Origin of the sequence: Ruegeria arenilitoris, assembly GCF_013032445.1 — a bacterium.
Lineage (GTDB): Bacteria > Pseudomonadota > Alphaproteobacteria > Rhodobacterales > Rhodobacteraceae > Ruegeria > Ruegeria arenilitoris_F.
Window position 1 is genome coordinate 44596 of sequence record NZ_WQCA01000009.1, and the last position, 24790, is coordinate 69385.

Genomic DNA, 24790 nt, shown 5'->3' on the forward strand with positions numbered 1-24790 from the left:
TTGGCGACCAAATTCAGAGGGCGTCATGGACGATCTTAAGGCAAAATATCTGGGCCAAATCGCCGAGGCTGGCGACGAAAACGCGCTTGAGGCGATCCGCGTCGCCGCCGTGGGCAAAAAAGGTGAGGTCGCGCTGAAGATGCGCGAGCTGGGCAAAATGACCCCCGAAGAGCGTCAGGTCGCAGGCCCCGCGCTGAACGCCCTGAAGGATGAGATCAACTCGGCCCTGTCCGCCAAGAAATCCGCGCTGGCCGATGCCGCGCTGGATGAGCGTCTGCGCACCGAATGGCTGGACGTCACTCTGCCGACCCGCGCGCGCCGTCAGGGCTCGATCCACCCGATCAGCCAGGCGACCGAAGAACTGACCGCGATCTTTGCCGAGCTGGGCTTCTCGGTGGCCGAAGGGCCGCGGATCGAAGATGACTGGTACAATTTCGATGCCCTGAACATCCCCGGCCACCACCCTGCACGGGCCGAGATGGACACGTTCTACATGCACCGCGCCGAGGGCGACAATCGCCCGCCGCATGTTCTGCGCACGCACACGTCTCCGGTGCAGATCCGCTCGATGGAGAAACAGGGCGCGCCGATCCGCGTCATTTGTCCGGGCGGCGTGTATCGCGCCGACTATGACCAGACCCACACCCCGATGTTCCATCAGGTCGAAGGTCTGGCGATTGATAAAGACATCTCGATGGCGAACCTGAAATGGGTTCTGGAAGAGTTCGTGAAGGCGTTCTTCGAGGTCGACGATGTCGAACTGCGCTTCCGCGCCTCGCACTTCCCCTTCACCGAGCCGTCGGCCGAAGTCGATATCCGCTGTTCCTGGGATAACGGTCAGCTGAAGATCGGCGAGGGCGACGACTGGATGGAGATTCTGGGCTCGGGCATGGTTCACCCCAAAGTGATCGCCGCCGGTGGCATCGACCCCGAGGTCTATCAGGGCTTTGCTTTTGGCATCGGCATCGACCGTCTGGCGATGCTGAAATACGGCATCCCTGACCTGCGGGCGTTCTTTGATTCCGATCTCCGCTGGCTGCGCCATTACGGCTTCGCAGCGCTGGATATGCCGAACCTGCATGGTGGTTTGTCGCGTTGACGGAAAAAGTTTGGCACTACTTGGACATTAGTAGTGGCCGCTATTATTGTCTTGAACACGGTGGATTTTGCGACCATTCGGATGGGCATTCAGATCACTGCCCACTTTGCGGCAAAGACTCTGGGCAGACTTACTCGATTAACCGCGTGCAACGGACGTTGCGCCTGATTAATGGGCTTCAAGAGCGCTCAAAAAGGAGTTTTACCCTCGCTGTTTCAGCCTTTGGCGGCCTCGGGTTGTTGAAGGTTCTGGGAGAGTTGGATTCTGCATCTGGAATTGGGTTCGGGAGAATTTTTGCGGGAAAGTCTCAAGCCGGTTCGGTCGATCATCTACAGTTAGCCGCCTTTGTTTTGTTGCTAATTACGATAGCGTCTTACTCACTGTCCATGCGTCAAGTTCCCGTTGCAAAACGCAAGTGCATTCCACAAAAAACTCACGAGAAGTGGACCTCTTTTTTGGAAGGCAAACTGGCTCAAATGGAGAAATTTCATTCATTTGCTAGCTATGTGTTTGTTCTAAGCGTATCGCTATACGCCTCCGCGCTCGTTTATGGGTGGTATTCAAGTGGTGCCTAATTACGATACATCGCAGAGCAAAGGCCGATAGGGCGCCGCGCGATCGCCAGACAGCCCGCACGGGTTAGCGATTTGCCTCCGCAGACGCTCCGTTTTGAACGATGCACGGGCTTGGCCAAGATAAACTGCCCACAACAACCCATTGATCGCCATCTCGCGGTCTGGCGACAGCGCGGCTTGTCACAATCTCCCACGGGGTTGTGACGTGACAGCGGGCGCAGGCTCGCTAGGGTTCGAGGGATGATTTACCGACTGCTCTGCCTCTTCCTTCTGACCACCACCCAAGCCTCTGCAATCGAATCCTGTCACGGCGATACCGCCTGTCAGGTCGACGACCGCTCGTATCATGTGCTGGAACCGGACGGGTGGGATGGCGAAATGCCTTTGCCTGTGTTGCTGCATTTCCACGGCTGGTCCCGGCAGGGAACGCTGGTGGTGAACCATGAACGCATCGCCGGGGCGACGAAACTGCGCGGCGTGTTGTTGGTGGCCCCGAACGGGTTGGGTAAAAGCTGGAATTTCTGGTCGGCGGATACCGGGGATGTGCCTTTTGCCGACCGGGTGTTGGAGGATGTCGCCAAACGGTACCCGATTGATCCGGAGCACATCTATGTCTCGGGCTATTCCTTTGGCGGTGCCATGGCGTGGCGTTATGTCTGTCAGTCGGGCAATGACACGGCGGCGCTGCTGGCCGTTGCGGGCAGCATCCGGCAGACCGAAGCCTGCCCAGAAGCCCCGCGCGAAGTGCGTCATGTGCATGGGCTGGACGATACGGTGATGGATTTTCCCTTTGGCCCTGATGGCGACACGACCTATCCGGTGGCGTTGTGGCGGGAAAAGTACAGCTGCAACGGAGCCACCCCGCGCGGGGATTGGAGCGTGAAGCCGTTCCTGACGCTCAGCCGTGTGGAATGGACCGATTGCGCGCAGGGGCAGGTGGTGCTGGACACCCATCCGGGCGGGCATTTCATCCCCCATGGTTGGATCGGCTGGCAATTGGACGAGCTTTTGGGCCGCACCCCCACCTATCCGTGACGCGCAGCGCTTGCACCCCGGCGCAATCTTTGCCATTGCCTGTGCCGACTGGATATCTGCCAAAAAAGGCCCCGTGCAATGAAATTCACTCTGTCCTGGCTGAAAGACCACCTCGACACTGACGCTTCGGTTGATGAAATCGCCGAGGCGCTGACCGATCTCGGGCTTGAGGTCGAAGAGATCGTGAACCCGGCGGACCGGCTGGCGGGCTTTACGCTGGGCTATGTGAAACATGCCGAGAAACACCCCGACGCCGACAAGCTGCGCGTCTGCAAGGTGGACACGGATGAGGGCGAGCTGCAGATCATCTGCGGTGCCCCCAACGCGCGCGAAGGCATCACCGTCGTGGTCTGCAAGCCGGGCATGTATATCCCCGGTCTGGATCTGACAATCAGCGTCGGCAAGATCCGCGGTGTCGAAAGCTTTGGTATGATGGCGTCCGAGCGCGAGTTGGAGCTGTCGGACGAGCATGACGGCATCATCGAACTGCCCTCGGGCGAGGTTGGAGACAAGTTCGTTGATTGGTTGGCCGAGAATGAGCCGTCCAAGGTCGATCCGATGATCGAGATCGCGATCACGCCGAACCGCCCCGATGCGCTGGGCGTGGCTGGCATCGCACGCGATTTGGCGGCACGTGGCGTTGGCACGCTGAAAGAGCGTGACTACGCGCCGGTGCCGGGGGATTTCGAAAGCCCAATCAAGGTGACCATCGATGAGGACACGCTGGACGGCTGCCCGCACTTCACCGGTCGTCTGATCAAAGGCGTCAAGAATGGCCCCAGCCCGCAGTGGCTGCAAGACCAGCTGAAGGCGATCGGTCTGCGTCCGATCTCGGCCCTGGTCGATATCACCAACTACATGACCTACGACCACAACCGCCCGCTACACGTGTTCGATGCGGACAAGGTGCAGGGCAACTTGCGCGTCCATCGCGCCAAGGGTGGTGAGAAGCTCGTCGCTCTGGACGAGAAAGAATACACAATTCAGCCCGGCATGATGGTGATCTCGGACGACAAGGGGCCTGAATCCATCGCCGGTATCATGGGCGGCGAGGAGACCGGCTGTACCGAAGAAACGGTGAATGTCTTCCTTGAAAGCGCGTTTTGGGATCATGTGCAGATCGCGCTGACCGGCCGCGCGCTGAAGATCAACTCGGACGCGCGCTATCGGTTCGAGCGCGGTGTCGACCCGGAATACACGCTGGAAGGGTTGGAGCAGGCGACGCAGATGATCCTGGATATCTGCGGTGGCGAAGTCTCCAAGGTGGTTGAGGCGGGCAAAGCGCCCAACCACGCGCGCGCCTATAAGCTGGATGCTGAGCGTGTGCAGTCGTTGGTCGGGATGGATATTCCCGAAAGCGAACAGCGTCAGACCTTGACCCGTCTGGGCTTCCGTCTGGAAGGTGAGATGGCTCACGTGCCCAGCTGGCGCCCTGATGTGATGGGTGAGGCCGATCTGGTGGAAGAGGTTGCGCGGATTGCATCCCTGACCAAGCTGCAGGGCAAGCCGCTGCCGCGCATTTCCGAGGGTATCCCGAAACCGGTGATGACCCCGACGCAGCGCCGTCAATCCATGGCGCGCCGCACTTGCGCAGCGCTGGGGTACAACGAATGTGTGTCCTATACGTTCATCGATCAGGCCTCGGCGGCGCTGTTTGGTGGCGGGGATGCGACGACACAGCTGGAAAACCCGATCTCGTCCGAGATGAGCCATATGCGCCCCGATCTGCTGCCCGGTCTGCTGCAGGCTGCCGCCCGCAATCAGGCCCGCGGCTATGCCGACGTGGCCCTGTTTGAGGTCGGCCCGGTCTTCCATGACGGCGAGCCAGGCGATCAGAAAACTCAGATCACCGGCCTGCTGGTTGGTCGCAACGGTCCCAAGGATGTGCACGGTGCCTCGCGCCCGGTTGATGTGTTCGACGCCAAGGCCGATGCCGAGGCTGTGCTGGCCGCCATCGGCGCGCCCGCCAAGGTTCAGGTCCTGCGCGACGGGGATGCTTGGTGGCACCCGGGCCGTCACGGCAAGATTTGTCTGGGGCCGAAAAAGATGCTTGGCGTGTTCGGCGAACTGCACCCGCGTATCCTGCAGGCGATGGATATCAAAGGCCCAGCAATGGCGTTCACCATCTGGCCGGACGAGGTGCCTCTGCCCCGTAAATCCGGCGCCACCCGTGCAGCACTGGAACTGCGCGATCTGCAAGCGGTCGAGCGTGACTTTGCCTTTGTCGTTGATGAAGGCGTCGAGGCGCTGACGCTGGTGAATGCCGCAGCGGGAGCCGACAAAGCGCTGATCGAAGATGTGCGCGTATTTGACGAATTCATCGGTGGCAGCTTGGGTGAGGGCAAGAAATCGCTGGCCATCACCGTACGTCTGCAACCGACGGACACGACGCTGAAGGAAAAAGACATCGAAGCGGTGGCCGAGAAGATCATCGCCAAGGTCACCAAGGCAACCGGCGGCGTTCTGCGCGGCTAAATCCTGATGTCCGGAAACAGATTAACGCGCCTACGGGCGCGTTTTTCGTTGGGCTTTCACGGATTGCATCATAAGTAAGCGTGGGAACAAAAGCGGAGTTTTTCATGGGCCTGAACGTTTACCTCTCTGGTGAAATTCACACTGACTGGCGCGAACAGATCATCGACGGCGCGCAAGGGTTGGATATCATCTTCAACAGCCCGGTCACCGACCACGCGGCCAGCGATGATTGCGGAGTGGCCATTCTGGGGGCCGAGCCGAACAAATACTGGCACGACCACAAGGGCGCGATGGTCAATGCGATCCGCACCCGCAAAGGCATCGCGGATGCCGATGTGGTCGTGGTCCGCTTTGGTGAGAAGTACAAACAGTGGAACGCGGCCTTCGACGCAGGCTATGCGGCTGCGCTGGGCAAATCGCTGATCGTTTTGCACGGCCCCGATCACCAGCACGCACTGAAGGAAGTCGACGCCGCAGCGCTGGCGGTTGCCGAGCAGCCGAGCCAGGTGGTTGAGGTGCTACGCTATGTGCTGACCGGAAAGCTGCCGAGGTAAGACAACGCAAAGGGCTTGCGGCCCGATGCGGCTGCAAGCCCTGATAAAGCGGATCGTGGCTGATCAGTCCCGAGCGGGCGTCACCAAGCCTTTTTGCACGGCTGGTCGCTGCATAAAGCGCTCTAGATAGGCCGCAACGTTGGGGTATTCTTCCCAGCCGACCAGTTCTTTGGCGTTATAGAAATCCAGCCCGCGAAGCCAGGGCGCGATAGCGATGTCTGCAATCGAGTAGTCTCCGGCGATCCAGTCCTGCCCTTCAAGTTGCTGGTTCAGCACGTTCAGCAACCGCTTGGCTTCGTTGACATAGCGCTCGCGCGGGCGGGGGTCTTCGATCTCGCTGCCGGCGAACTTGTGGAAAAAACCAAGCTGCCCGAACATCGGACCGACGCCGCCCATCTGGAACATCAGCCATTGGGTGATGCGATGCTTGTCGCTTGAACTTTGGCCAATGAACTTGCCGGTCTTCTCGGCCAGATACAGCAGGATCGCCCCACTTTCGAACAGGCCGAGGGGCTCGCCATCCGGACCATCAGGGTCAATAATAGCCGGGATCTTGTTGTTGGGGTTCAGAGACAGGAACTCGGCGCTTTTGACATCGGCATCCGATAACGTGACCTTGTGTGCCTCATACGGCAGGCCGGTTTCCTCAAGCATGATCGAGGCCTTGACCCCATTGGGCGTGGGAAAGGAATATAGCTGAATCCGGTCAGGGAACTGAGCGGGCCAGCGGGTCATGATTGGATGAGCGTTGACGTCCAGCATTGGGGAGGCTCCTGTTTCCATGTTCTTTGAAAGGTAAGTGGGCGGGGGTTAACTTTTAAGTCCTGCCACTGTGCATCTCTGGTCAACGGGTGTTTATCGGTGAACAACGGGGAAAACCGGGAAAACTGGCACCTAGACCAAAACGTAAATTTCGCTAAGAATTTAGCAAATCCCGCGCAACGACGCGGGTTTCTTGCTGTAGAAAGGAGAGTCGCGTGGAAGAGGTCGTAACACAGGTGGGTGCGTTTGCCCCGCTGATCATAAGCGCGGTCAAAGCGCTGGTTGTTCTGATTCTGGGTTGGATCGTGGCCGGAGCCATAGGTGGCATGGTGCGTCGCCGGATCAACGCGACACCTCAGATCGACCCGACGCTGGGCAATTTCATGGCCAGCCTCGTCAAATGGGCGATTTTGGCCATGGTACTTGTGGCTGTTCTGGGTATTTTCGGAATCCAGGCTACAAGTATTGTTGCAATTTTGGGTGCTGCATCGCTGGCCATTGGTCTGGCGCTGCAGGGGACACTCAGCGATTTGGCGGCCGGTGTGATGCTGGTTGTTTTCCGCCCGTACAAGCTGGGCCAGTATGTGGATATTGGCGGGACTTCGGGGACCGTCAAGGACTTGAACCTGTTCACCACCGAACTGGTCACGCCGGATAACGTACAGATCATCGTGCCCAACGGGCAATCCTGGGGTACGATCATCACCAACTACTCGGCGCATGACACGCGACGCGTCGATCTGGTGTTTGGCATCGACTATGGCGACAGCGCGGATGAGGCGATGCAGATCATTCTGGACGTTGCCAAGGCGGATGAGCGTATTCACAGCGATCCCGAGCCTTGGGTGCGGGTGACCAATCTGGGCGACAGTTCAGTCGATCTGACCGCACGTTTGTGGTGTGCTGCGGCGGATTACTGGGACGTGAAATTCGAAGTTACGAAAGCAGTGAAAGAGGCGTTCGACGCCAAAGGCGTGTCGATTCCGTATCCGCATACGGTGGAGATTCACAAAGAGGCGTAAGCCTCCCGCCCGTCGACCGGGCATTGAAATGCCCTCCTTCGGTTGGGCCCGGCGCCGCGCTGATCGCGCGGCGCCGTTTCGTTTGCGGGACCGTTGCGCCTCACGCGACCGCGCCGCACCGCAGGTGCGGTGCCTAGCCCAACGCTGTAAGCGCCCTCGTCAGAGGGCGTTTACAAGGGCGGGAGCGCTTCAGGATTTGATCACGACATTGGGCGAGACCACATCGATCCCAAGGGCTTTGCCGACAGCATAGTAGGTCAGTTGACCTGCGTGCACGTTCAGACCTGCCAGAAGGTGCGGATCGTCCTGACAGGCCTGCCGCCAACCCTTGTCTGCAAGGGACAGCATGAACGGCATTGTCGCGTTCCCCAGTGCTATGGTCGAGGTGCGCGCAACGGCGCCCGGCATGTTGGCGACGCAGTAGTGCATGATACCGTCTACGTCATAGATCGGGTCTGCGTGGGTGGTCGCCTTCGAGGTTTCAAAACAGCCGCCCTGGTCGATGGCCACATCCACCAGAACCGCGCCAGGTTTCATGGTCGATAGCTGCGCGCGGGTAACCAGTTTCGGGGCTGCGGCACCGGGAATCAAAACGGCACCGATGACCATGTCGGCATCCTGGATCAACTCGGCGGTCGCACCGGCGGTCGAATACTGGTTCTTGAACTGGCGGCCGAACACGTCATCCAGATAACGCAGACGCGGCAAGGACCGGTCGAGCACGGTGACATCCGCGCCCATGCCTGCCGCAACCTGAGCCGCGTGGGTGCCAACAACGCCGCCACCGATCACGACAACCTTGGCCGGGCCAACACCCGGAACACCGCCCATCAGAACGCCACGGCCACCATTGGCCTTTTGCAGGGTCCACGATCCGACTTGCGGGGCCAGACGGCCTGCAACCTCGGACATCGGTGCCAGCAGGGGTAGCCCGCCGCTTGAATCGGTTACGGTTTCGTATGCGATGGCTGTGCAGCCCGATTCCAGCAGGTCATGGGTCTGATCCGGGTCTGGTGCCAGATGCAGGTAGGTGAACAGCAACTGGCCCTCGCGCAGCATCTTGCGCTCAACCGCTTGCGGTTCCTTGACCTTGACGATCATGTCGGCGGTGGCAAACACCTCTTCCGCTGTATCAATGATCTGCGCGCCAGCGGCGATATAAGCGTCATTGTCAAAACCCGCGCCGATCCCGGCATTGGTTTCGATCAGGACCTCATGACCACGTGCAACGGCCTCTTGCGCGGCGTTAGGGGTCATACCAACGCGGAATTCCTGAGGTTTGATTTCCTTGGGGCAACCGATCTTCATTTTGCTCCTCCATTCATAAACTGCCTAAATAATGGGCATTCTTGGGCGCAATTTCTGTGAAACTCTGCCCGCGATTGGGGTGTTATTCGGGATATTCTCCGGTATTCTAGCAAAAACTTGCAATGGATTTGCGTCGATGAGCCTGGATGCGACCGATAAAAAGATTCTAGCGGCCCTGCAGCGGGACGGTCGTATGTCGAATGCCGAACTATCCGAGCAAGTAAATCTGTCTCCGTCAGCCTGCCACCGGCGGGTGCAGCGGCTCGAGGCGGACGGGTATATCCGCAATTACGTAGCGCTGCTGGATGCGCGCAAGATGAATGTGCCGACGACGGTGTTTGTCGAAATCACTTTGCAGGGACAGGCCGAAGAGCTGTTGGACGCGTTCGAAAAGGCCGTGGCTCGCATACCGGACGTGTTGGAATGCCACTTGATGGCGGGCACAGCGGATTACATCCTGAAGGTCGTTGCCGAAAACACCGAAGATTTTGCCCGCATCCATCGCCAATACCTGTCGCGCTTGCCCGGGGTGGCGCAGATGCAAAGTTCATTCGCGTTGCGCACGGTGTTCAAGACTACCGCCCTCCCGGTGTAACGCTCAGACCGGGCCGGGGTAGGTGAACAAGGCCAGATGCAGGGCGTTAAAGCCGAAATGCATCAGAACCGGAACCCAAAGCCGTCCGGTCGCGAAGTAGCCCAGCCCACAGGCTGCCCCGAGGATTGATGCGAAGACCACCAGCGCTGGGCCTCCACCCGCGTGGGCCAGACCGAATAACAGGCTGGCCGCAACGATCCCGATGGTGGTCCCTGTTTTCGAGATGAACACCGATTGCAGGTAGCCGCGAAAAAAGGCCTCTTCGGTCAGGCAGGTCAGAAACAGGTTCGACAGCGCGAAGATCAGCCACCACGAGGGCAGGCCAATCTCGGGCCGCACCGCGCCGGTGGTGAGCCCCAGCAGGAACAGCGTGGGCAGCAGCATCAGGCCAACCACCAGTGGCGCAGCTTTGGTTGGTTTGACGTTTTGGATCATTCCGGGCCAGGCCAACAGGACGGCAAACAAAACCAGCGGTTTGTCCAGGTTCAGATACATGGTGAAGTCTGTGCTACCCGGCCCGGCATGCACCTGATCCAGCACCAGCAGGTTGTGAAACCCCGGAACCAAATGCGACGCCAGTGCGATACACCACAGTATCAGTGCCAGATGCCCGGCCAAAGCCATAGGCCCGGACAGGCGGCGCAGCCCCGCCGCGCCAAGCAACCCAAGGCCCACAATTCCAATCGCCAGCGGTGCGACGAGTCCAAGCGCCAGCGCTATGCAGCCGAGCATGGCCAGCAAGTTCAGGCCCAGCCCCTGACGACCTGACACAGCGCTTGTTTGCGCGGCAATCAAGATGAACCAGGGCCAAATAACGGGCAGAAGGGACAGGAAATGCGTCACGGTCGTCTCATACTTTGACGGGTCATTTTTGCCGTTGGATTGTGCCCTGTGACAAGGGTGGAAACGGCAGCTTTATGCCAACCCGTTGGCAATGCGGCAATTCTGACGCTTGTATCCTACCGCTTGCGGGTTCAAATAGGGGAGAGACCGAACACCCGCCTGCGTTGCATGTATCAGTGTCCGCAACGCCTTCTTGGCGGGAGTATCATCAATTTCTCTGATGACATCAGGTGGTTACACGCGCCCTGTACGGTCCGGACCCGATAGATGATAAGGATGTGACCTTGGCTTACGAAAACGAAGACGCCCCCAAAGACTGGCTGGAAGCCGAGTTGGAAGACACGCTTGACGAAGATTTTGAGATTGAATTCAGCGAGCCCATGCTCTCGATGGAAATCCGCAAGATCTACAAGGACCAGCACCCCGATATGCTGGATCGCAAGGTCTATTTCCGCAACCTGCTGCGCCTGCAGGCCGAACTGATCAAGGTCCAGGACTGGGTGCAGCACACCGGGGCCAAGGTCTGCATTCTGTTCGAAGGTCGCGACAGTGCAGGCAAAGGGGGCGTGATCAAACGCATCACTCAGCGCCTGAACCCGCGGGTGGCTCGCGTGGTCGCCTTGCCCGCGCCCAGCCGTCGTGAACAAAGCCAGTGGTATTTCCAGCGTTATGTCCCGCACCTGCCTGCGGCGGGCGAGATCGTTCTTTTTGACCGCTCCTGGTACAACCGCGCCGGGGTAGAACGGGTTATGGGATTTGCCAGCGACGATCAGGTCGAGCAGTTCTTTCAGGACGTTCCCGAATTCGAACGGATGCTGGTGCGGTCAGGGATTATCCTGCTGAAATACTGGTTCTCGATCACTGACGAAGAACAGCAGTTGCGATTCCTTATGCGCATCCATGACCCGATGAAACAGTGGAAACTGTCGCCGATGGATCTGGAATCCCGCATCCGCTGGGAGGCCTACACCAAGGCTAAGGAAGACATGCTCTTCCGCACCAACATCCCCGAAGCGCCGTGGTACATTGTCGAAGGCAATGACAAGAAACGCGAACGCCTGAATTGTATCGAGCACCTTCTGACCAAGATTCCCTACACGGATGTGCCGCAGGAAAAGGTCAATCTGCCAGACAGGCGCTATAACCCGGAATACGAACGGCGCGTTCTGCCGGATGAGCTGCACGTGCCCAAAATCTATTAACTTGATCCCAAAGGGTAAAAAACAACCCGCCGTTCTGGCGGGTTGTCTATTTGGGCGTCACAGCGCTCTGTCATAATTCAGATTATGAAATAGTCATCGTCCAGGCTGCTGAGACTGAAACCTTCGAGCCGCAAGGTGTTTCCTTCCCCGTCATCGATGAGAACGTCCGAACCTGATTGTTGAGCGTGATTTGCTTTCAGATCGCGGAAGCTGGTGATCGAATCCATGGACCGAATGTCGACGGTGTCCTTTTTGCCTAGGTCGGTGATGCGGTCATTTCCGGAGGTGTAGATAAACTTGTCCGCGCCGCCGCCGCCGGTCATGACATCGTCCCCGGCTCCTCCATTCAGCTTGTCCTTGCCACCACCGCCGCGCAGATTGTCGTCGCCATTACCTCCGTACAGTTTGTCTTTACCGCCGCCCCCGTTCAAATAGTCTTCGCCGTTGCCACCATAAAGTTTGTCCTTTTTGCCACCGCCATACAGTCTGTCGTTGCCGTCCTGACCGTACAGCTTGTCTTTACCGCCGCCGCCTTTGGCGTAGTCATCTCCGGTACCAGCGTAAATTCTGTCGTTACCCGAACGTCCGTCCAGCTTGTCGTCGCCTTCACCACCGTAGAGTTTGTTGCCCTTTGACGAGCCCACCAGAATATCGTCGCCATCCTCGCCGTAGAGTTTTTTACCCTTTTTGAGAACCAGCCAGTCATCTCCATCGGTGCCTTTCTTGTTACCAGAAACGACTTTTCTGACCGGATCAGACGCAGTGTCCTCGGAGTCGGCAGTGTTGCTTGGCGTGGTGTCGGCGGCGGGGGATGCGCTCGGGGCAGATGGAGTGCCTGATCCGCTTGATGGCCCGCCGGTATCCAATTGAACGGGCGCTGTTGTTCGGGCAAAATTCTGGGTTACCATTATGGCACTGTAGCCGTCGAATTCGCCGGTTTCGATTCCAATGCCAATCACCGTGACATTGGGATCAAGGATATTGTCACGGTGCCCGCGGCTGTTCATCAGGCCGGTGTGCAAGTCGACCACGTCATCCGCCAGTCCCGACGCGCCACGTACGCTCTGCCATGCGATGTTCTCAGCGGATTGCCAGTCACCGGAAAAATTGAAACCTGCGTCCCGCATCCGCTGAGTCGCACTGGAACCACCAACTCCGGTATGGCTGAACGTATCGGTGTTCAGCATCCAACGGCTGTGATCCTCGGCGGCATCGTTCAAGCGAAGCTCCAGTCGAACCGGCTGCAAGCCGTTCTTTGCGCGTTCACTATTTACCAGCGCGAGCATCTGACGTTCGAGGGTACTTGCAGTGGACAAAATTCTGCCTCCGGTGGTTTGTTTTGTTTTGTCCGGGACATTAGTGGCGAGATTTTGGCGACAGAAGGACACAATTTCGCCCGGCTCGAAGATTGGCGAAGATCCACCGCAGGCTGATGTCGCATGTGCGGAAATCTGCGCATTCGGGGTGAAACCCCAAATCAGATCGATGATTAAAGTTGCGTTTGGAGCTTAAATAGGCACCTTCCCCCAGTGGGCTGGGCCTCGGGGGGTCGTAAATTGGTGACATCCTAACTGGGCAAGCGAGTTCTTAGACTTGACCTTCGCACTGGGCGTTCTTGTGCGCCAGAGCGGGGCACTGTGAAGGCACCCCGCGCACGCTTATGGACTTAGACGAAGTCCACCATGCATACAGCGTCGAAGGACGCGAAGCTGAAGAAATCGTCCTGCATGTCCGAACCCTTGTCCGCTGAAGCTTCTGGTTCGACCGGGGATTCGTCACACTTTCCCCAGTTCCACGAATAGTCGTATTCGACCGCAGCTGTTTCGATCACCGGAGAAGCGTTTAGTCTGAAATCGTCGATCCGAGCCAGCAAGTCACTCACGAAGTCTTCAATCTCGGCAAGGAACTCCTCTACGTCGAAACAGGCTCCGGACGCAGTGTCGGTTTCGGGCGTTTCGGCTTCCGGTTCCTCGGTCTCGGTGACGTCGGTTTCGGGCGTTTCGGCTAGCGGTTCCTCGGTCTCGGTGACGTCGGTTTCGGGCGTCTCGGCTACCGGTTCCTCGGTCTCGGTGACGTCGGTTTCGGGTGTTTCGGCTACCGGTTCCTCGGTCTCGGTGACGTCGGTTTCGGGCGTTTCGGCTAGCGGTTCCTCGGTCTCGGTGACGTCGGTTTCGGGCGTTTCGGCTTCCGGTTCCTCGGTCTCGGTGACGTCGGTTTCGGGCGTTTCGGCTAGCGGTTCCTCGGTCTCGGTGACGTCAGTTTCGGGCGTTTCGGCTACCGGTTCCTCGGTCTCGGTGACGTCGGTTTCGGGTGTTTCGGCTACCGGTTCTTCGGTTTCGGTGACGTCGGTTTCGGGCGCTTCTACTGCCGGTTCTTCGGTATCAGTAACGTCGGCTTCGGGCGCTTCCGCCACAGGCTGTTCAGGTTCAACGACCTCTTCCGCTGGCGGTACCGGTGTTACCCCATCGTCCAGCACTACTGTTCCATCCGTGGTGGCAAAGTTCTGGGTTACCATGACGGCGTCCCAACCGTTGTAGTCACCTTCCTCGATGCCGATACCAATATATTCGTAATCAGGGTTCAGGATATTGGCGCGGTGGCCCGGGCTGTCCATCAGGCTCTGGTGCAGTTGCTCGACATCATCGCTGATACCTGATGCGCCACGTTCCGATTGCCATGCGATGTTTTCACCGGACCGCCAACTGCCGGAAAAGTCGAAACCAGCGTCCCGCATGCGCTCGGTCGCGCTGGAACCGTTCGATCCGGTGTGGCTGAATGTGTCCGTGTTCAGCATCCAGGTGCTGTGATCTTCGGCCGAATCGTTCAGACGGGTTTCCAGTTGCAGCGGGTTCAGACCGCGGGATGTGCGTTCTTCGTTGATCAACGCCAACATTTCTTGCTCGAATGTACTTGCAGTCGACATGGTTGCCTCCAGTTAAAGTGGTCGTCTGTGCAGACGAGGCCACTTACAGGGGGCATCGGATGGACTGACAGGGGGGGCGTGCATTTAGGCAAAATCTGGCAAGTCTGTGCTGCCGACACGAGATTCGCTGCGCTGCACTATGCCGGTCAAAACGTACCACGCCGAGTCTGGCAATTTACCGCTTAATTCGGTGGCTCATTTGGCGACTTGCAACCGGTGGTTGAAGCGACAAACCCCCGGGCAGGGCCTCGGGGGTCGTCAAATAGTGTCATCCAAAGCTGGACGAGCGAGATCTTAGAGCAGACCTTCGCGCTGGGCTTTCTTGCGTGCCAGTTTACGGGCACGGCGGATCGCTTCAGCTTTCTCGCGCGCTTTTTTCTCGGACGGTTTCTCGAAATGTTGCTTAAGCTTCATTTCACGGAACACGCCTTCGCGCTGCAGCTTTTTCTTCAGGGCACGAAGCGCCTGATCGACGTTATTGTCGCGAACACTAACCTGCATGTGGTTGTCACCACCTTTCTAGATAGAGTTGCAAGGAAATTGCAGGAGTTGGCCGTATAGCAAAGCCGGTCTATCTTGTCTAGTACTGGCCCCGAGAACCGGAGAACCGCCATGACTGTCACCTATGAAGATGCAAAACAACAGCTTTTGGACGCGATTCTGATCCATGTGCCGTTTGATGGTTGGTCCGAAGCCAGCTTTCGCGCCGCGATCACCGATTGCGACCTGGATGACGGTTTGGCGCGGGCAATCTGCCCCCGCGGCGCGGTCGATCTGGCACTGGCGTTTCACGCGCGCGGGGATGCGGCCATGGTGGAACGCCTAAATTCCACCGATCTGAGTGAGCTGAAGTTCCGCGAACGTGTGGCGACCGCCGTTCGGTTCCGGCTTGAGGCGGTATCGGATAAGGAACTGGTGCGCCGGGGTATGACACTGTTTTCTCTACCGACGCATGCGGCGGACGGGGCCAAGGCCCTGTGGCAGACCTGTGATCTGATCTGGGATACGCTGGGCGACACTTCGGAAGATGTGAACTGGTACACTAAGCGCGCGACGCTGTCGGGGGTGTATTCCTCGACCCTGTTGTTCTGGCTGGGTGATGATTCGCCCGACCACGAAAAGACGTGGGCGTTTCTGGACCGCCGCATTGATAACGTCATGCAGTTCGAAAAGCTAAAGGCGCAGGTGAACGACAATCCGCTGTTCAAACCCTTCCTTGCGGTGCCGAACTGGTTCGCCAGTCAGGTGAAGCCGCCAATGAAAATGCGTGCCGATCTGCCCGGGATGCTGAACCCGCGCAAGTAAGCGTCTGGGCCTTCCGGTTTTTGCCTGCTAGGCATTGGGCAAAGGAGGATTTGCCCATGACCCAGACGATGCGCGCCGTAGAAATCTCGCAGCCCGGCGGCCCGGATGTTCTGCAACTGACCGAACGCCCGGTGCCCGAGCCCCAAAATGGCCAAGTAATCCTTAAAGTTGCCTACGCGGGCGTGAATCGCCCTGATGCGTTGCAGCGGGCCGGGGCCTATGACCCGCCTCCGGGTGCCAGCGATCTGCCGGGACTTGAGGCGTCGGGCGAAGTGGCTGCTGTAGGTAACGGTGTCGAGGGGCTATCGGTCGGTGATCAGGTCTGTGCCTTGTTGCCCGGTGGCGGATATGCCGAATACGTGGCCACGCCTGCTGCGCATTGTCTGCCGGTTCCGACCGGAATGGGCATGAAAGAGGCCGCCTGCCTGCCCGAAACCTTCTTTACTGTATGGTCCAACGTCTTCATGCGCGGCGGGTTGAAAGCGGGCGAGCGGTTTCTGGTGCATGGCGGCTCCAGCGGCATCGGTACCACGGCGATCCAGCTGGCGCACACATTTGGGGCTCGGGTCTTTGCCACCGCCGGGTCGGATGAGAAATGCGAGGCCTGCGTCAAACTTGGCGCCGAGCGGGCGGTCAATTACCGGTATGAGGATTTCGTCGGCGTCATGCGCGCCGAAGGTGGCGCGAACCTGATCCTCGATATGGTGGGTGGCGACTATATTCCGCGCAACGTCAAAACGCTGGCTGAGGATGGCCGTCTGGTGCAGATCGCCTTTCTACAGGGCCCGAAGGTCGAACTGAACTTTGCCCTGATGATGGTCAAACGTCTGACTCTGACTGGCAGTACCCTGCGTCCGCAAAGCGATCTGGCCAAGGCGAAGATTGCTCAGGAACTGCGCGAGGCGGTCTGGCCGTTGCTGGAGGCCGGGAAGGTTGCCCCCGTCATGGACAGCGAGTTCGATCTGGCAGAGGCCTCAGCGGCACACGCGCGGATGGAAAGCTCGGGCCATATCGGCAAGATCGTCCTGAAAGTCGCGGGTTAACCGGGCAGCGCGGGCTTGTCCCGCGCACCGTTCGTCAGGCGACCGCGCGGCGATACAGGTGCCACGTGGCATGACCCAGAACCGGCATCACCACGATCAGCCCCAACATCATCGGGATTGCGCCGATGACCAACAGGGCAGCGACGATGAAACCCCATGCCAGAATCACGCCGGGATTGTGTCGCAGCACCCGGACCGAGGTCACGACCGCCACCGGCAGCCCCACCTTGCGGTCCAGCAGCAGCGGGAAACTGACCACGCTCACGGCCAGCGCGACCAGAGCAAACAGGAACCCGACCGCATTGCCGAAGATGATCATCGTCCAGCCCGCGCCGGTGGTGAACACCTGCGTTACAAAGGCGCCGATGGAAGTAGGCAGGTCGGGGCCGAGCGTGTGGACATAGATGCTCTGCGCTACCATCAGCCAGATCAGCAGCCACATGACCAGATAGAAGCCCAGCATCAGGATCGCGCCGAAGGACGGTGACTGGAACACCCCGAACGCGTCCAGCCAGTGTACCTCGCCCCCCTGTTCGCGTTTGCGGCTGATTTCGTACAGGCCGACGGCGGCAATCGGGCCAATCAGGGCAAATCCCAGGATCAGCGGTGCCAGTAGCGGCACCATGCTGCGGTTCAACCCGAACCCGAACATCAGCAACCCCGCGATGGGGTAGATCAGCACAATGAATATGGCATCGGCTCGTGTGTCCAGAAAATCGTTGTAGCCCGCCCGCAAACAGGCCCTCAGGTCCTGCATTGTCAGGGTTTGCACCTTAGGCAGGTGCCTTGTATCGGCGCTGCCGATACGGTTTACGCTTTCTGCAATATGATCGCCGGTCGCCCCGATGTTCCGGGCGGTCCAACTGATCGGATTTCCAATTGTCTTGGCCATCGTCATCCCCTCCCTATGCGAGTCTGCGCAGCAGGGTGATTCCGGCTTTGGTTGCCCTTGGCCGGACCAGCCGGCAACGCCTGAGAACCAGTATAGCACATTTTTTCGCGTTGGAGTTGCGTGACGCGGAATCGTGCCGATTGCCCTTATTTTCAGGCGTGTTAGCTTGGGTTCAGGCAACAGGAGATCAACATGCAGAAATCGGCAAAAACCGTGGTCATCCATCAACACGGCGGCCCCGGAGTTCTGATGATTGAAAACCGCCCCTTGGGTGCCCCCGGGCCAGGCGAGGTGCGCATCCGCCACCATGCGTGTGGACTGAACTTCATAGATGTTTATCAGCGCGCAGGTTTATACCCGATGGATTTGCCGCACGCTTTGGGAATGGAAGCCGCTGGCGTGATCGAAGCCGTCGGCGAAGGTGTGACCCACCTGGAGCCCGGCCAACGCGCCGCTTATGCCGCTACGCCCGCCGGTGCCTACACCGAAGCGCGGGTGATGCCTGCCGCACAGGTCTGTCCGTTGCCTGACGAGATTCCTTTTGATGCGGCGGCGGCGATGATGCTGAAGGGTATGACGGTCGAATACCTCTTTCACCGCACCACGCCACTGAAACGAGGTGATACTGTGCTTTTCCACGCGGCGGCGGGGGGGGTAGGCCTGATTGCTTGCCAATGGGCGAAATCCGAGGGGATCACCCTGATCGGTACTGCCGGGACGGATGATAAGTGCAGTCTGGCGCAGTTCAACGGCGCTGCTCATTGCATCAACTATCAAAAAGAGAACTTTGTCGAACGAGTGGCTGAACTCACCGGTGGCAAGGGTGTGGATGTGGTTATGGACTCGATCGGAGCCGATACGTTCGGCGGATCGCTGGATTGTCTGAAACCGTTGGGAATGATGATCTCATTTGGCAATGCGTCGGGCTCTGTTCCCCTGCTGGATATCGGTACTCTGGCCCAGAAAGGTTCACTCAAAATCACGCGCCCGACTTTATTCACCCACCTTTCTGATCAGGTGGTTTGTCAGGCGATGGCGCGGCGCTTGTTCGGTAAGGTCACGGGTGGAGAGGTTAAAATTCATATCGATCAGCGTTTCCCGCTAGATCAGGTTGCTGATGCTCACCGTGCATTAGAGGCACGCCAGACCACAGGCAGCACGGTTTTGGAGTTGTAGCAGATGGCAGACCCGGCGCTAAGACCGCCGGGTCCAGCGTCGAGAAGCTTCAGAATCTATAGGCTGCGCGAATCTGAAAGGTTGTTGCGTCCACGTCGATACCGGTCGAATCAAAGTCGTTGAATTCGTGATACAGGATTTCGCCACCGACGCTGATATTCGGGGCAACAATCTGTTCGTAGCCTGCGCCGATGAACCATCCGTCGTCACTGCCAAGACTGTCGGTCCCGGCCTTGGCATAACCGCCTACCCCGTAAAGCAGGCCTTCAGGAATGACATTGTAACCAGCCCGTACTTTGATGCGCCAAACGTCCTCAACCTCGACACCCGGAGTCAGGTCGATGCCGGTCCAATCATAGTCAAAACCGCCACCAACGACCCAATCGCCCAGATCATAGTCATATCCAAGAATGATACCGCCGATGGTGCCGTTGCCATCCACGCCCGAAATGTTGGTGTCTACATCAGCATAGCCGATCTGTGCACCGCCATAAAATCCGGTCCAGTCGCCCGAGGATTGCGCCATTGCCGATCCAGCCGCAACGGTTGCTATTGCGGAAGCTAATAGAAATCTACCTGTCATTGTTTAACCTTTCGTTCGAATTGCCACACAGCAGTTTTGCTGTGTTCTTTCGTCTTCAAACATCACTACGATCCGGTCTCACAACCGGATCACAGCGCATTCATACATTCCGACCCGAAAAGAGGCGCCACTGTTTTCTCTGTGGCTGCATCGGTCCGCTTATGCGGACGCATTGTTTGCTAAAAATGTAGGTCTGCAATAGGCGTGTTTCAAACAACAATCGGCGGCAGAGTGTTCTGCCGCCGATCTGTAAATCCTGTCAGCGAGTTATTGCTGCAGCTCTGCTGGAGATTTATCGGCAATGCTTTCCCAATTGGTGCTGGCCTGCTCGATAAAGCCCGGGATGTCGCCTTCCCAGCGTTCCTGAATGTCCTGCGACAGGTTCAGGTACAGCTTGTTGTCGACGATTTTCCAGTGGTTCGGATCACCGTCGAACTTGAACCCCATCGCAGCACCAAAGGCGCAATAACCACCATAGGCCGGCAGGTAAGCTTCGGGGTTTTCTTCGAATGCGGCTTTGTTTTCTTCATTGGCAAAGCGGTACAGCGCGTCGTTGTGCAACGTGGTGATGCGGTAATCACCCTTGGTCGGCTCACCATCGGTGAAATAGGCAACTGGGTCGTAACCCTGCAGCGCCAGACCGGTCGAGCTTGCGTTCAGTTCAACGCCAGCCGCCAAGGCCGAGCTTGCGATTGCAACGGACAGCGCGACGCCGCCAATGATGGATTTGAACTTGTTCATTGTTTTCACCTTTCGTGAAACGGATGGTCCGGCGGCGCGGCAATTGCACCAGGACACCCCTTTGGATTTTTGTCCGTGCGACCGGTAATTGGCCGTCACGCAACCGAAGTGGGCAATCGCTTCATCACGTTCAAAACAATCAATTGTGAATGTGCGCGGATGAAGGGGTAATGTTCGAAAGTGCGCAGGGTGAGGTCACGGATCGGGTTCGAACGCAATGACGAAGGCGATGACCTTTTCTGCCGACATCTCGCAGGGGCGCAGCAACTCACCGCTGTTTTGGGGCAGATAAAGGTTCAAACTGATGTAATCGCCGCCGCCCAGTTCATGCGCAACAAGCTTGTGCGATTTGCCCGCGACAAGTTCCGTGCGACTGACGATATACCGTTTGCCTTTGCTCCGCCCGGTAGACGAGCCGAGAGGAATGCCGAAAAATGAGGTCAGGAATGCGTGTGGCGCGGTCAAGACTGGCCAATTTTGGGTTCAGTCCCGGCCCTGATCCGTGCCAGATTTGCATTGTGGCGCCAATAGACCAAAAGGGTCAGGACGATGCCTAGGAAAAAGGTCGCGCTATCCGTAAGCAGCATTATCCAGATAGTCGACGTTGCCGCCGCCACCAGCGCGCCCAGCGAGGAAATCCGCCAGATCGCGGCCGCGACCAGCCAGCTCAGGCAGCAGGCCACGCCCACGCGCCAGTCCAGCGCCAGCCACAGTCCCAGGAACGTGGCCACACCCTTGCCGCCCTTGAACCCCAACCAGACGGGGAAGCAATGGCCCAGAAATGCGGTCAGGGCGGCAATCTGAGCGGCATCTTCTCCGACCATCGCACGGGCCAGCAATACGGCGACAGCCCCCTTGGCGGCATCAAAAACCAACGTCAGTGCCGCGGCACCCTTATTTCCGGTGCGCAAGACATTGGTCGCGCCGATGTTGCCGGACCCGATATCGCGCAGATTGCCCAGCCCCATGACCTTGGCAACGATCATTCCGAACGGGATCGATCCGATCAAATACCCAATGGCGGCCCAGAGGATCAACTGGGTCGTCGAAGCGTCAAGTGGGGGCATCAGGTTCTCCGGTAAACTTCTTGGCCTGCTACATATGTTGCGGTGACCTTACCTTGCATCCGCTGGCCGTCAAACGGTGTGTTCTGCGATTTCGATTTTAATGAAAACCGGTCAAGCACAAAGGGCACATCCGGGTCGAACAGCACCAGATCGGCGGGCGCACCCTCGGCCAGACGGCCCGAGTCCAGTCCCAGTCGTTTTGCCGGATTCAGCGCCATAGCCCGGAACAGGGTCGGCAGGTCCAACTGATCTGCGTGATACAGGCGCAGCGCCGCAGGCAGCAGCGTTTCCAACGCCACCGCGCCCGAGGCCGCCTCTTCGAACGGCAGACGCTTGCTTTCCTCGTCCTGCGGGGTGTGCATTGAGCTGATGATGTCGATCAGTCCGGTCCGCACTGCGTCAATCACCGCTTGCCGGTCATCCTCGGACCGAAGCGGCGGTTTGACCTTGAAGAAGGTGCGATAGTCGGCGACGTCCAGTTCGTTCAGGGTCAGATGGTGGATCGAGGTTCCGGCGGTGATGTCCAGCCCGTTACGTTTGGCGCGCTCCAGCGCGGGCAGGGCGCGGGCGGTGGTGATCTGGTCGGCGTGATAAGCCGCGCCGGTCATTTCCAGCAACGCGATGTCGCGGTCCAGCCCCATGCGTTCCGCCATAGGTGACACAGCGGGCAGGCCGCGCAGGGCGGCGAACTTGCCGCTGGTGGCCGCCGCACCGTTGCTGAGGCCGGGTTCCTGCGGGTGCGCGATGACCAACGCGCCGCAGGACCGTGCATAGGTCAGGGCACGGGAAAACACTTTGGTATTGGCGATGACGTGGTCGCAATCGGTGAAGGCGACGGCCCCGGCATCCTGCAGGAAGCCGATCTCGGTCATCTCGCGTCCGTCACGGCCTTTGGTCAGGGCGGCCATGGGCAGGACGTTGACCGGCGCATCCGCCTGCGCGCGTCGGGTGGCGAATTCCAGCGTTTCAGGCGTGTCCACGGCGGGCAGCGTATCGGGGCGGGTGACGATGGTGGTCACCCCTCCGGCAGCGGCGGCCAGACCGGCGGATTTATAGCTTTCCTTGTGGCGCTCACCCGGTTCGCAGACCTTGACGCCGATATCGACGATACCGGGGGCGAGGCATTTGCCATTACAGTCAATGACCCGCGCGTCCGAGGCCGGAGCATCCCCTTCGCCGCGCGCGGCAATCTTGCCATCGTTCGCTTGGAGCCAGCCGAGGCTATCCGTGCCGGTTTCCGGGTCGATCAGGCGTGCGTTTGAAAAGAGTACAGCAGTCATTTCGAGGCCTCTCGGGCTTGGGTCAGTGCCTTCAATGCAGCATCGGGGTCGGGCAGATGTTCAAATGCGAAAAAGGGGTGGCGGGGAAACAACACTGCTCGACGACCGGAGCGGAAATTCAGAAACTGGTCGATCTTCAGGCACTTTGACTTCAGGTCTTTGTTGAGTTTCCATGCATTTTCCGATGTCACGACATAAATCTGTTGCGACCTGACGAACCGATCGGCCCACAACACAAAACCAAACGCGATAGTACAGGAAAACAACTTCCAAAAATCGCGGACAGTTTCAAAGAGCCAGGGGCTTGCCAGCCAAATGGTAGCGATCAGAGCAAGCACACCTTTGTAGGCCCATGCAAACCGAGGTGGAAAATACCCCTGATCCGGACGGCCTGCCCACAGTACCTCTTCCCCATCGGGAATCCGTTTGCGCCACCAATCCTTGTCGGCGACGGTCATCCAATCGCCCTTTCAATGGCGGCTTTGGTGGCGGTGGGATCGGCCTGATACTTGATCAGGTGTTTGTCACCGCCCTTAGTGACGATCTGGACGAAGCTGCCCAAAACGTTGACGGCTTTGATCTGGTTCAGCGCCACTTTGCGCGGGCCGGGGCCGGTGAGGGTGGTGTCGGTCATCTCCCACGTGGCGACCAGTTCTTCGGACGCCAGATACCATGCGCGGATGCCGATGGCGGCTAGGCCTGCCGGCGCGCCGGTCCAGGGATAAGGGTTGCCGATCAGCCAGAGGATGATCATCGCGCCTGCCATCGCAAAGGCGGCCAGCCATGCGTTGGTGCGGATATAGGCGCCTTTGTCGGGGGCGAAGATCACAGGATCAGCCACAAGGCACCTCCGATTGCCAGCAGGATCACCACCGCCAGAAGGGCCGAACCGATGCGGCGGGGTCTGTCATCCTGCGGCGCGGTTTGTGGCGCCGAGAACGGCTTTGCGCTTTCGGTTTCAATCGGGCCGCCGGTCCAGTTGGTAGCCTCTTCGGTGTAAAGACCGGCCAGATGCAGCCTCGGGTCCGGCGTCAGCGTCGCCGCGCGGTCACCAAAGGCGGCACTGCGGACAACCATGACCCAGCCTTCGATGGCCTCCAGTGCGGTGCGGTCCAGTTGATCGGCGGATACACCACAGCCCTCGTTCAGATAGCCATAAAGCCCAAGGTCTTCGAGGTCCGACACTGGAAAGACGTCGATCTGATCCGTATCCAGCCCCGCCACGCCCAAGACCTGATCGGCAGCACCTGCTTCGCGCAGAAACTTCGCCTCTTCCGGGCGCATTTCCAGCGTGAACAGGCGGATTACGCCGCGTTCATGGGGGGCGACGGTCAGATCGCTCATGCGGCGTCTCGCTGATTGCGGGCCAGCAGTTCCATCGCGGCCATGCGGACGGCCACGCCCATCTCGACCTGTTCCTGAATGACCGATCGGTTGATGTCGTCGGCCAGCGTGCCGTCGATCTCGACCCCGCGATTCATCGGGCCGGGGTGCATGACAATAGCGTCGGGCTTGGCCAGTGCCAGCTTTGCGGCATCCAGACCGTAGCGGTGGTAATATTCACGTTCCGAGGGGATGAAGCCGCCGTCCATCCGTTCTTTCTGAAGGCGCAGCATCATGACGACGTCGACGTCTTTCAGCCCTTCGTTCATGTCGTCGTAAATCTCAGCGCCGAACTCGGCGAATTGGCCGGGGACCAGCGTCGGCGGTCCGATCAGACGGATACGGTTTTCCATCTTGCCCAGCAGGATCAGGTTCGACCGCGCCACGCGGGAGTGGGCCACGTCACCGCAAATGGCGATGTTCAGACGGTGCAGGCGGCCCTTGGCGCGGCGAATGGTCAGCGCGTCCAACAAGGCTTGCGTAGGGTGTTCGTGCCGCCCGTCGCCCGCGTTCAGTACGGCGCAATTCACTTTCTGGGCCAGCAGATCGACCGCGCCGGAATGCGGGTGCCGCACCACCAGAAGATCGGGATGCATCGCGTTCAGCGTCATTGCGGTGTCGATTAACGTCTCGCCCTTTTTGATCGAGCTGGCCTGCATCGCCATGTTCATCACATCCGCGCCCAGACGCTTGCCTGCCAGTTCGAAACTGGCCTGCGTGCGGGTTGAGTTTTCGAAGAACATGTTGATCTGCGTCAGCCCCGACAGCACGTCAGAATGCTTGGTCGACTGGCGGTTCATGTCGACGTATTTCTCGGCCAGATCAAGGATGGCTGTGATATCGGATTGCGACAGATGCTCGATGCCAAGAAGGTGACGATGGGCGAAACGCATGGGCGGGCTCCTGTCTGACAATCGAGCCGCTTAT

The 24790-nt window shown here is 58.9% G+C and carries 27 protein-coding genes; 11 read left to right on the forward strand and 16 right to left on the reverse strand.

Annotated elements, in window-relative coordinates; translation table 11 throughout:
* Window positions 1–25: 25 nt before the first annotated feature.
* The 5 genes from pheS (at window position 26) to GOW98_RS14260 (ending at window position 5738) form a co-directional block, all read left to right on the forward strand.
* Window positions 26–1099 (forward strand): phenylalanine--tRNA ligase subunit alpha, encoded by a 1074-nt coding sequence (gene pheS / locus GOW98_RS14240; RefSeq protein ID WP_170327268.1) that lies wholly within the window; start codon window positions 26–28, stop codon window positions 1097–1099.
* Window positions 1096–1674 carry a hypothetical protein gene (locus GOW98_RS14245; protein ID WP_170333158.1) on the forward strand — a complete coding sequence of 193 codons (579 nt, stop codon included), beginning with the start codon at window positions 1096–1098 and terminating at the stop codon, window positions 1672–1674. The genes pheS and GOW98_RS14245 overlap by 4 nt, the downstream gene beginning before the upstream one ends.
* 240 nt (window positions 1675–1914) lie before the next feature.
* On the forward strand, window positions 1915–2709 hold the full coding sequence (locus GOW98_RS14250) for an alpha/beta hydrolase family esterase (protein WP_170333160.1): 795 nt from the start codon (window positions 1915–1917) through the stop codon (window positions 2707–2709).
* 78 nt (window positions 2710–2787) lie between these two features.
* Entirely contained in the window at window positions 2788–5184 is a 2397-nt protein-coding gene (pheT, locus tag GOW98_RS14255) for a phenylalanine--tRNA ligase subunit beta (RefSeq protein ID WP_170333162.1), read from the forward strand.
* Window positions 5185–5288: 104 nt separating this feature from the next.
* Window positions 5289–5738, forward strand: coding sequence for a YtoQ family protein (locus tag GOW98_RS14260; protein WP_170333164.1), 450 nt, complete (start codon window positions 5289–5291; stop codon window positions 5736–5738).
* Window positions 5739–5801: 63 nt separating this feature from the next.
* On the opposite strand, the gene GOW98_RS14265 is transcribed toward GOW98_RS14260, so the two are convergent.
* Complete coding sequence (locus GOW98_RS14265; RefSeq protein ID WP_170333166.1) at window positions 5802–6500, reverse strand: glutathione S-transferase family protein; 699 nt, start codon at window positions 6498–6500, stop codon at window positions 5802–5804.
* Window positions 6501–6715: 215 nt separating this feature from the next.
* On the opposite strand from GOW98_RS14265, the gene GOW98_RS14270 reads away from it, so the two are divergent.
* Entirely contained in the window at window positions 6716–7522 is an 807-nt protein-coding gene (locus GOW98_RS14270; RefSeq protein WP_170333168.1) for a mechanosensitive ion channel family protein, read from the forward strand.
* A gap of 189 nt (window positions 7523–7711) precedes the next feature.
* Here the strand turns inward: GOW98_RS14270 and ald are convergent, their stop codons facing one another.
* A complete protein-coding gene (ald, locus tag GOW98_RS14275) occupies window positions 7712–8830 on the reverse strand; it encodes an alanine dehydrogenase (protein ID WP_170333170.1) in 1119 nt (372 codons plus the stop codon).
* Window positions 8831–8966: 136 nt separating this feature from the next.
* Between ald and GOW98_RS14280 the strand changes: the two genes are divergently transcribed.
* Window positions 8967–9425: an Lrp/AsnC family transcriptional regulator gene (locus tag GOW98_RS14280; protein WP_170333172.1), complete on the forward strand. Its 459-nt coding sequence runs from the start codon at window positions 8967–8969 to the stop codon at window positions 9423–9425.
* Between the two features lie 3 nt (window positions 9426–9428).
* Here GOW98_RS14280 and GOW98_RS26300 read toward each other — a convergent pair whose 3' ends face one another.
* A complete protein-coding gene (locus GOW98_RS26300) occupies window positions 9429–10268 on the reverse strand; it encodes a CPBP family intramembrane glutamic endopeptidase (RefSeq protein WP_170333174.1) in 840 nt (279 codons plus the stop codon).
* A 284-nt stretch (window positions 10269–10552) separates the two neighbouring features.
* On the opposite strand from GOW98_RS26300, the gene ppk2 reads away from it, so the two are divergent.
* Window positions 10553–11470, forward strand: a complete 918-nt coding sequence (gene ppk2, locus GOW98_RS14290) for a polyphosphate kinase 2 (protein WP_170333638.1) — start codon at window positions 10553–10555, stop codon at window positions 11468–11470.
* 77 nt (window positions 11471–11547) lie between these two features.
* Here the strand turns inward: ppk2 and GOW98_RS14295 are convergent, their stop codons facing one another.
* From GOW98_RS14295 to rpsU, 3 genes are all read right to left on the reverse strand, one after another.
* The gene (locus GOW98_RS14295) at window positions 11548–12786 is read right to left on the reverse strand and encodes a CAP domain-containing protein (protein ID WP_170333176.1); all 1239 of its coding nucleotides are present in this window, start codon (window positions 12784–12786) and stop codon (window positions 11548–11550) included.
* A gap of 350 nt (window positions 12787–13136) precedes the next feature.
* Window positions 13137–14393, reverse strand: a complete 1257-nt coding sequence (locus GOW98_RS14300) for a CAP domain-containing protein (protein WP_170333178.1) — start codon at window positions 14391–14393, stop codon at window positions 13137–13139.
* 294 nt (window positions 14394–14687) lie between these two features.
* The gene (gene rpsU / locus GOW98_RS14305) at window positions 14688–14894 is read right to left on the reverse strand and encodes a 30S ribosomal protein S21 (RefSeq protein ID WP_005614280.1); all 207 of its coding nucleotides are present in this window, start codon (window positions 14892–14894) and stop codon (window positions 14688–14690) included.
* 111 nt (window positions 14895–15005) lie between these two features.
* Here rpsU and GOW98_RS14310 point away from each other — a divergent pair, with 111 nt between their 5' ends.
* A complete protein-coding gene (locus GOW98_RS14310; RefSeq protein WP_170333180.1) occupies window positions 15006–15698 on the forward strand; it encodes a COQ9 family protein in 693 nt (230 codons plus the stop codon).
* A 56-nt stretch (window positions 15699–15754) separates the two neighbouring features.
* Window positions 15755–16741, forward strand: a complete 987-nt coding sequence (locus tag GOW98_RS14315; protein ID WP_170333183.1) for an NAD(P)H-quinone oxidoreductase — start codon at window positions 15755–15757, stop codon at window positions 16739–16741.
* Window positions 16742–16775: 34 nt separating this feature from the next.
* Here the strand turns inward: GOW98_RS14315 and GOW98_RS14320 are convergent, their stop codons facing one another.
* Window positions 16776–17633 carry a DUF2189 domain-containing protein gene (locus tag GOW98_RS14320; RefSeq protein WP_170333185.1) on the reverse strand — a complete coding sequence of 286 codons (858 nt, stop codon included), beginning with the start codon at window positions 17631–17633 and terminating at the stop codon, window positions 16776–16778.
* A 192-nt stretch (window positions 17634–17825) separates the two neighbouring features.
* Here GOW98_RS14320 and GOW98_RS14325 point away from each other — a divergent pair, with 192 nt between their 5' ends.
* Complete coding sequence (locus tag GOW98_RS14325; protein WP_170333187.1) at window positions 17826–18809, forward strand: quinone oxidoreductase family protein; 984 nt, start codon at window positions 17826–17828, stop codon at window positions 18807–18809.
* A gap of 49 nt (window positions 18810–18858) precedes the next feature.
* Here the strand turns inward: GOW98_RS14325 and GOW98_RS14330 are convergent, their stop codons facing one another.
* From GOW98_RS14330 to GOW98_RS14370, 9 genes are all read right to left on the reverse strand, one after another.
* A complete protein-coding gene (locus GOW98_RS14330) occupies window positions 18859–19392 on the reverse strand; it encodes a porin family protein (protein ID WP_170333188.1) in 534 nt (177 codons plus the stop codon).
* 267 nt (window positions 19393–19659) lie between these two features.
* Window positions 19660–20133, reverse strand: a complete 474-nt coding sequence (locus GOW98_RS14335; protein WP_170333191.1) for a YHS domain-containing (seleno)protein — start codon at window positions 20131–20133, stop codon at window positions 19660–19662.
* Between the two features lie 195 nt (window positions 20134–20328).
* Entirely contained in the window at window positions 20329–20598 is a 270-nt protein-coding gene (locus GOW98_RS14340; RefSeq protein ID WP_170333192.1) for a hypothetical protein, read from the reverse strand.
* Window positions 20595–21200 carry a glycerol-3-phosphate 1-O-acyltransferase PlsY gene (plsY, locus tag GOW98_RS14345; RefSeq protein ID WP_170333193.1) on the reverse strand — a complete coding sequence of 202 codons (606 nt, stop codon included), beginning with the start codon at window positions 21198–21200 and terminating at the stop codon, window positions 20595–20597. Before plsY ends, GOW98_RS14340 begins: the two co-directional genes overlap by 4 nt.
* On the reverse strand, window positions 21200–22480 hold the full coding sequence (gene pyrC, locus GOW98_RS14350; RefSeq protein ID WP_170333194.1) for a dihydroorotase: 1281 nt from the start codon (window positions 22478–22480) through the stop codon (window positions 21200–21202). The genes plsY and pyrC overlap by 1 nt, the downstream gene beginning before the upstream one ends.
* Window positions 22477–22938 carry a hypothetical protein gene (locus GOW98_RS14355; protein ID WP_170333195.1) on the reverse strand — a complete coding sequence of 154 codons (462 nt, stop codon included), beginning with the start codon at window positions 22936–22938 and terminating at the stop codon, window positions 22477–22479. Before GOW98_RS14355 ends, pyrC begins: the two co-directional genes overlap by 4 nt.
* Window positions 22935–23321: a hypothetical protein gene (locus GOW98_RS14360; RefSeq protein WP_367646851.1), complete on the reverse strand. Its 387-nt coding sequence runs from the start codon at window positions 23319–23321 to the stop codon at window positions 22935–22937. The genes GOW98_RS14355 and GOW98_RS14360 overlap by 4 nt, the downstream gene beginning before the upstream one ends.
* On the reverse strand, window positions 23306–23824 hold the full coding sequence (locus tag GOW98_RS14365; protein WP_170333196.1) for a hypothetical protein: 519 nt from the start codon (window positions 23822–23824) through the stop codon (window positions 23306–23308). The genes GOW98_RS14360 and GOW98_RS14365 overlap by 16 nt, the downstream gene beginning before the upstream one ends.
* Window positions 23821–24756 (reverse strand): aspartate carbamoyltransferase catalytic subunit, encoded by a 936-nt coding sequence (locus tag GOW98_RS14370; protein ID WP_170333197.1) that lies wholly within the window; start codon window positions 24754–24756, stop codon window positions 23821–23823. The genes GOW98_RS14365 and GOW98_RS14370 overlap by 4 nt, the downstream gene beginning before the upstream one ends.
* Window positions 24757–24790 lie beyond the last annotated feature (34 nt).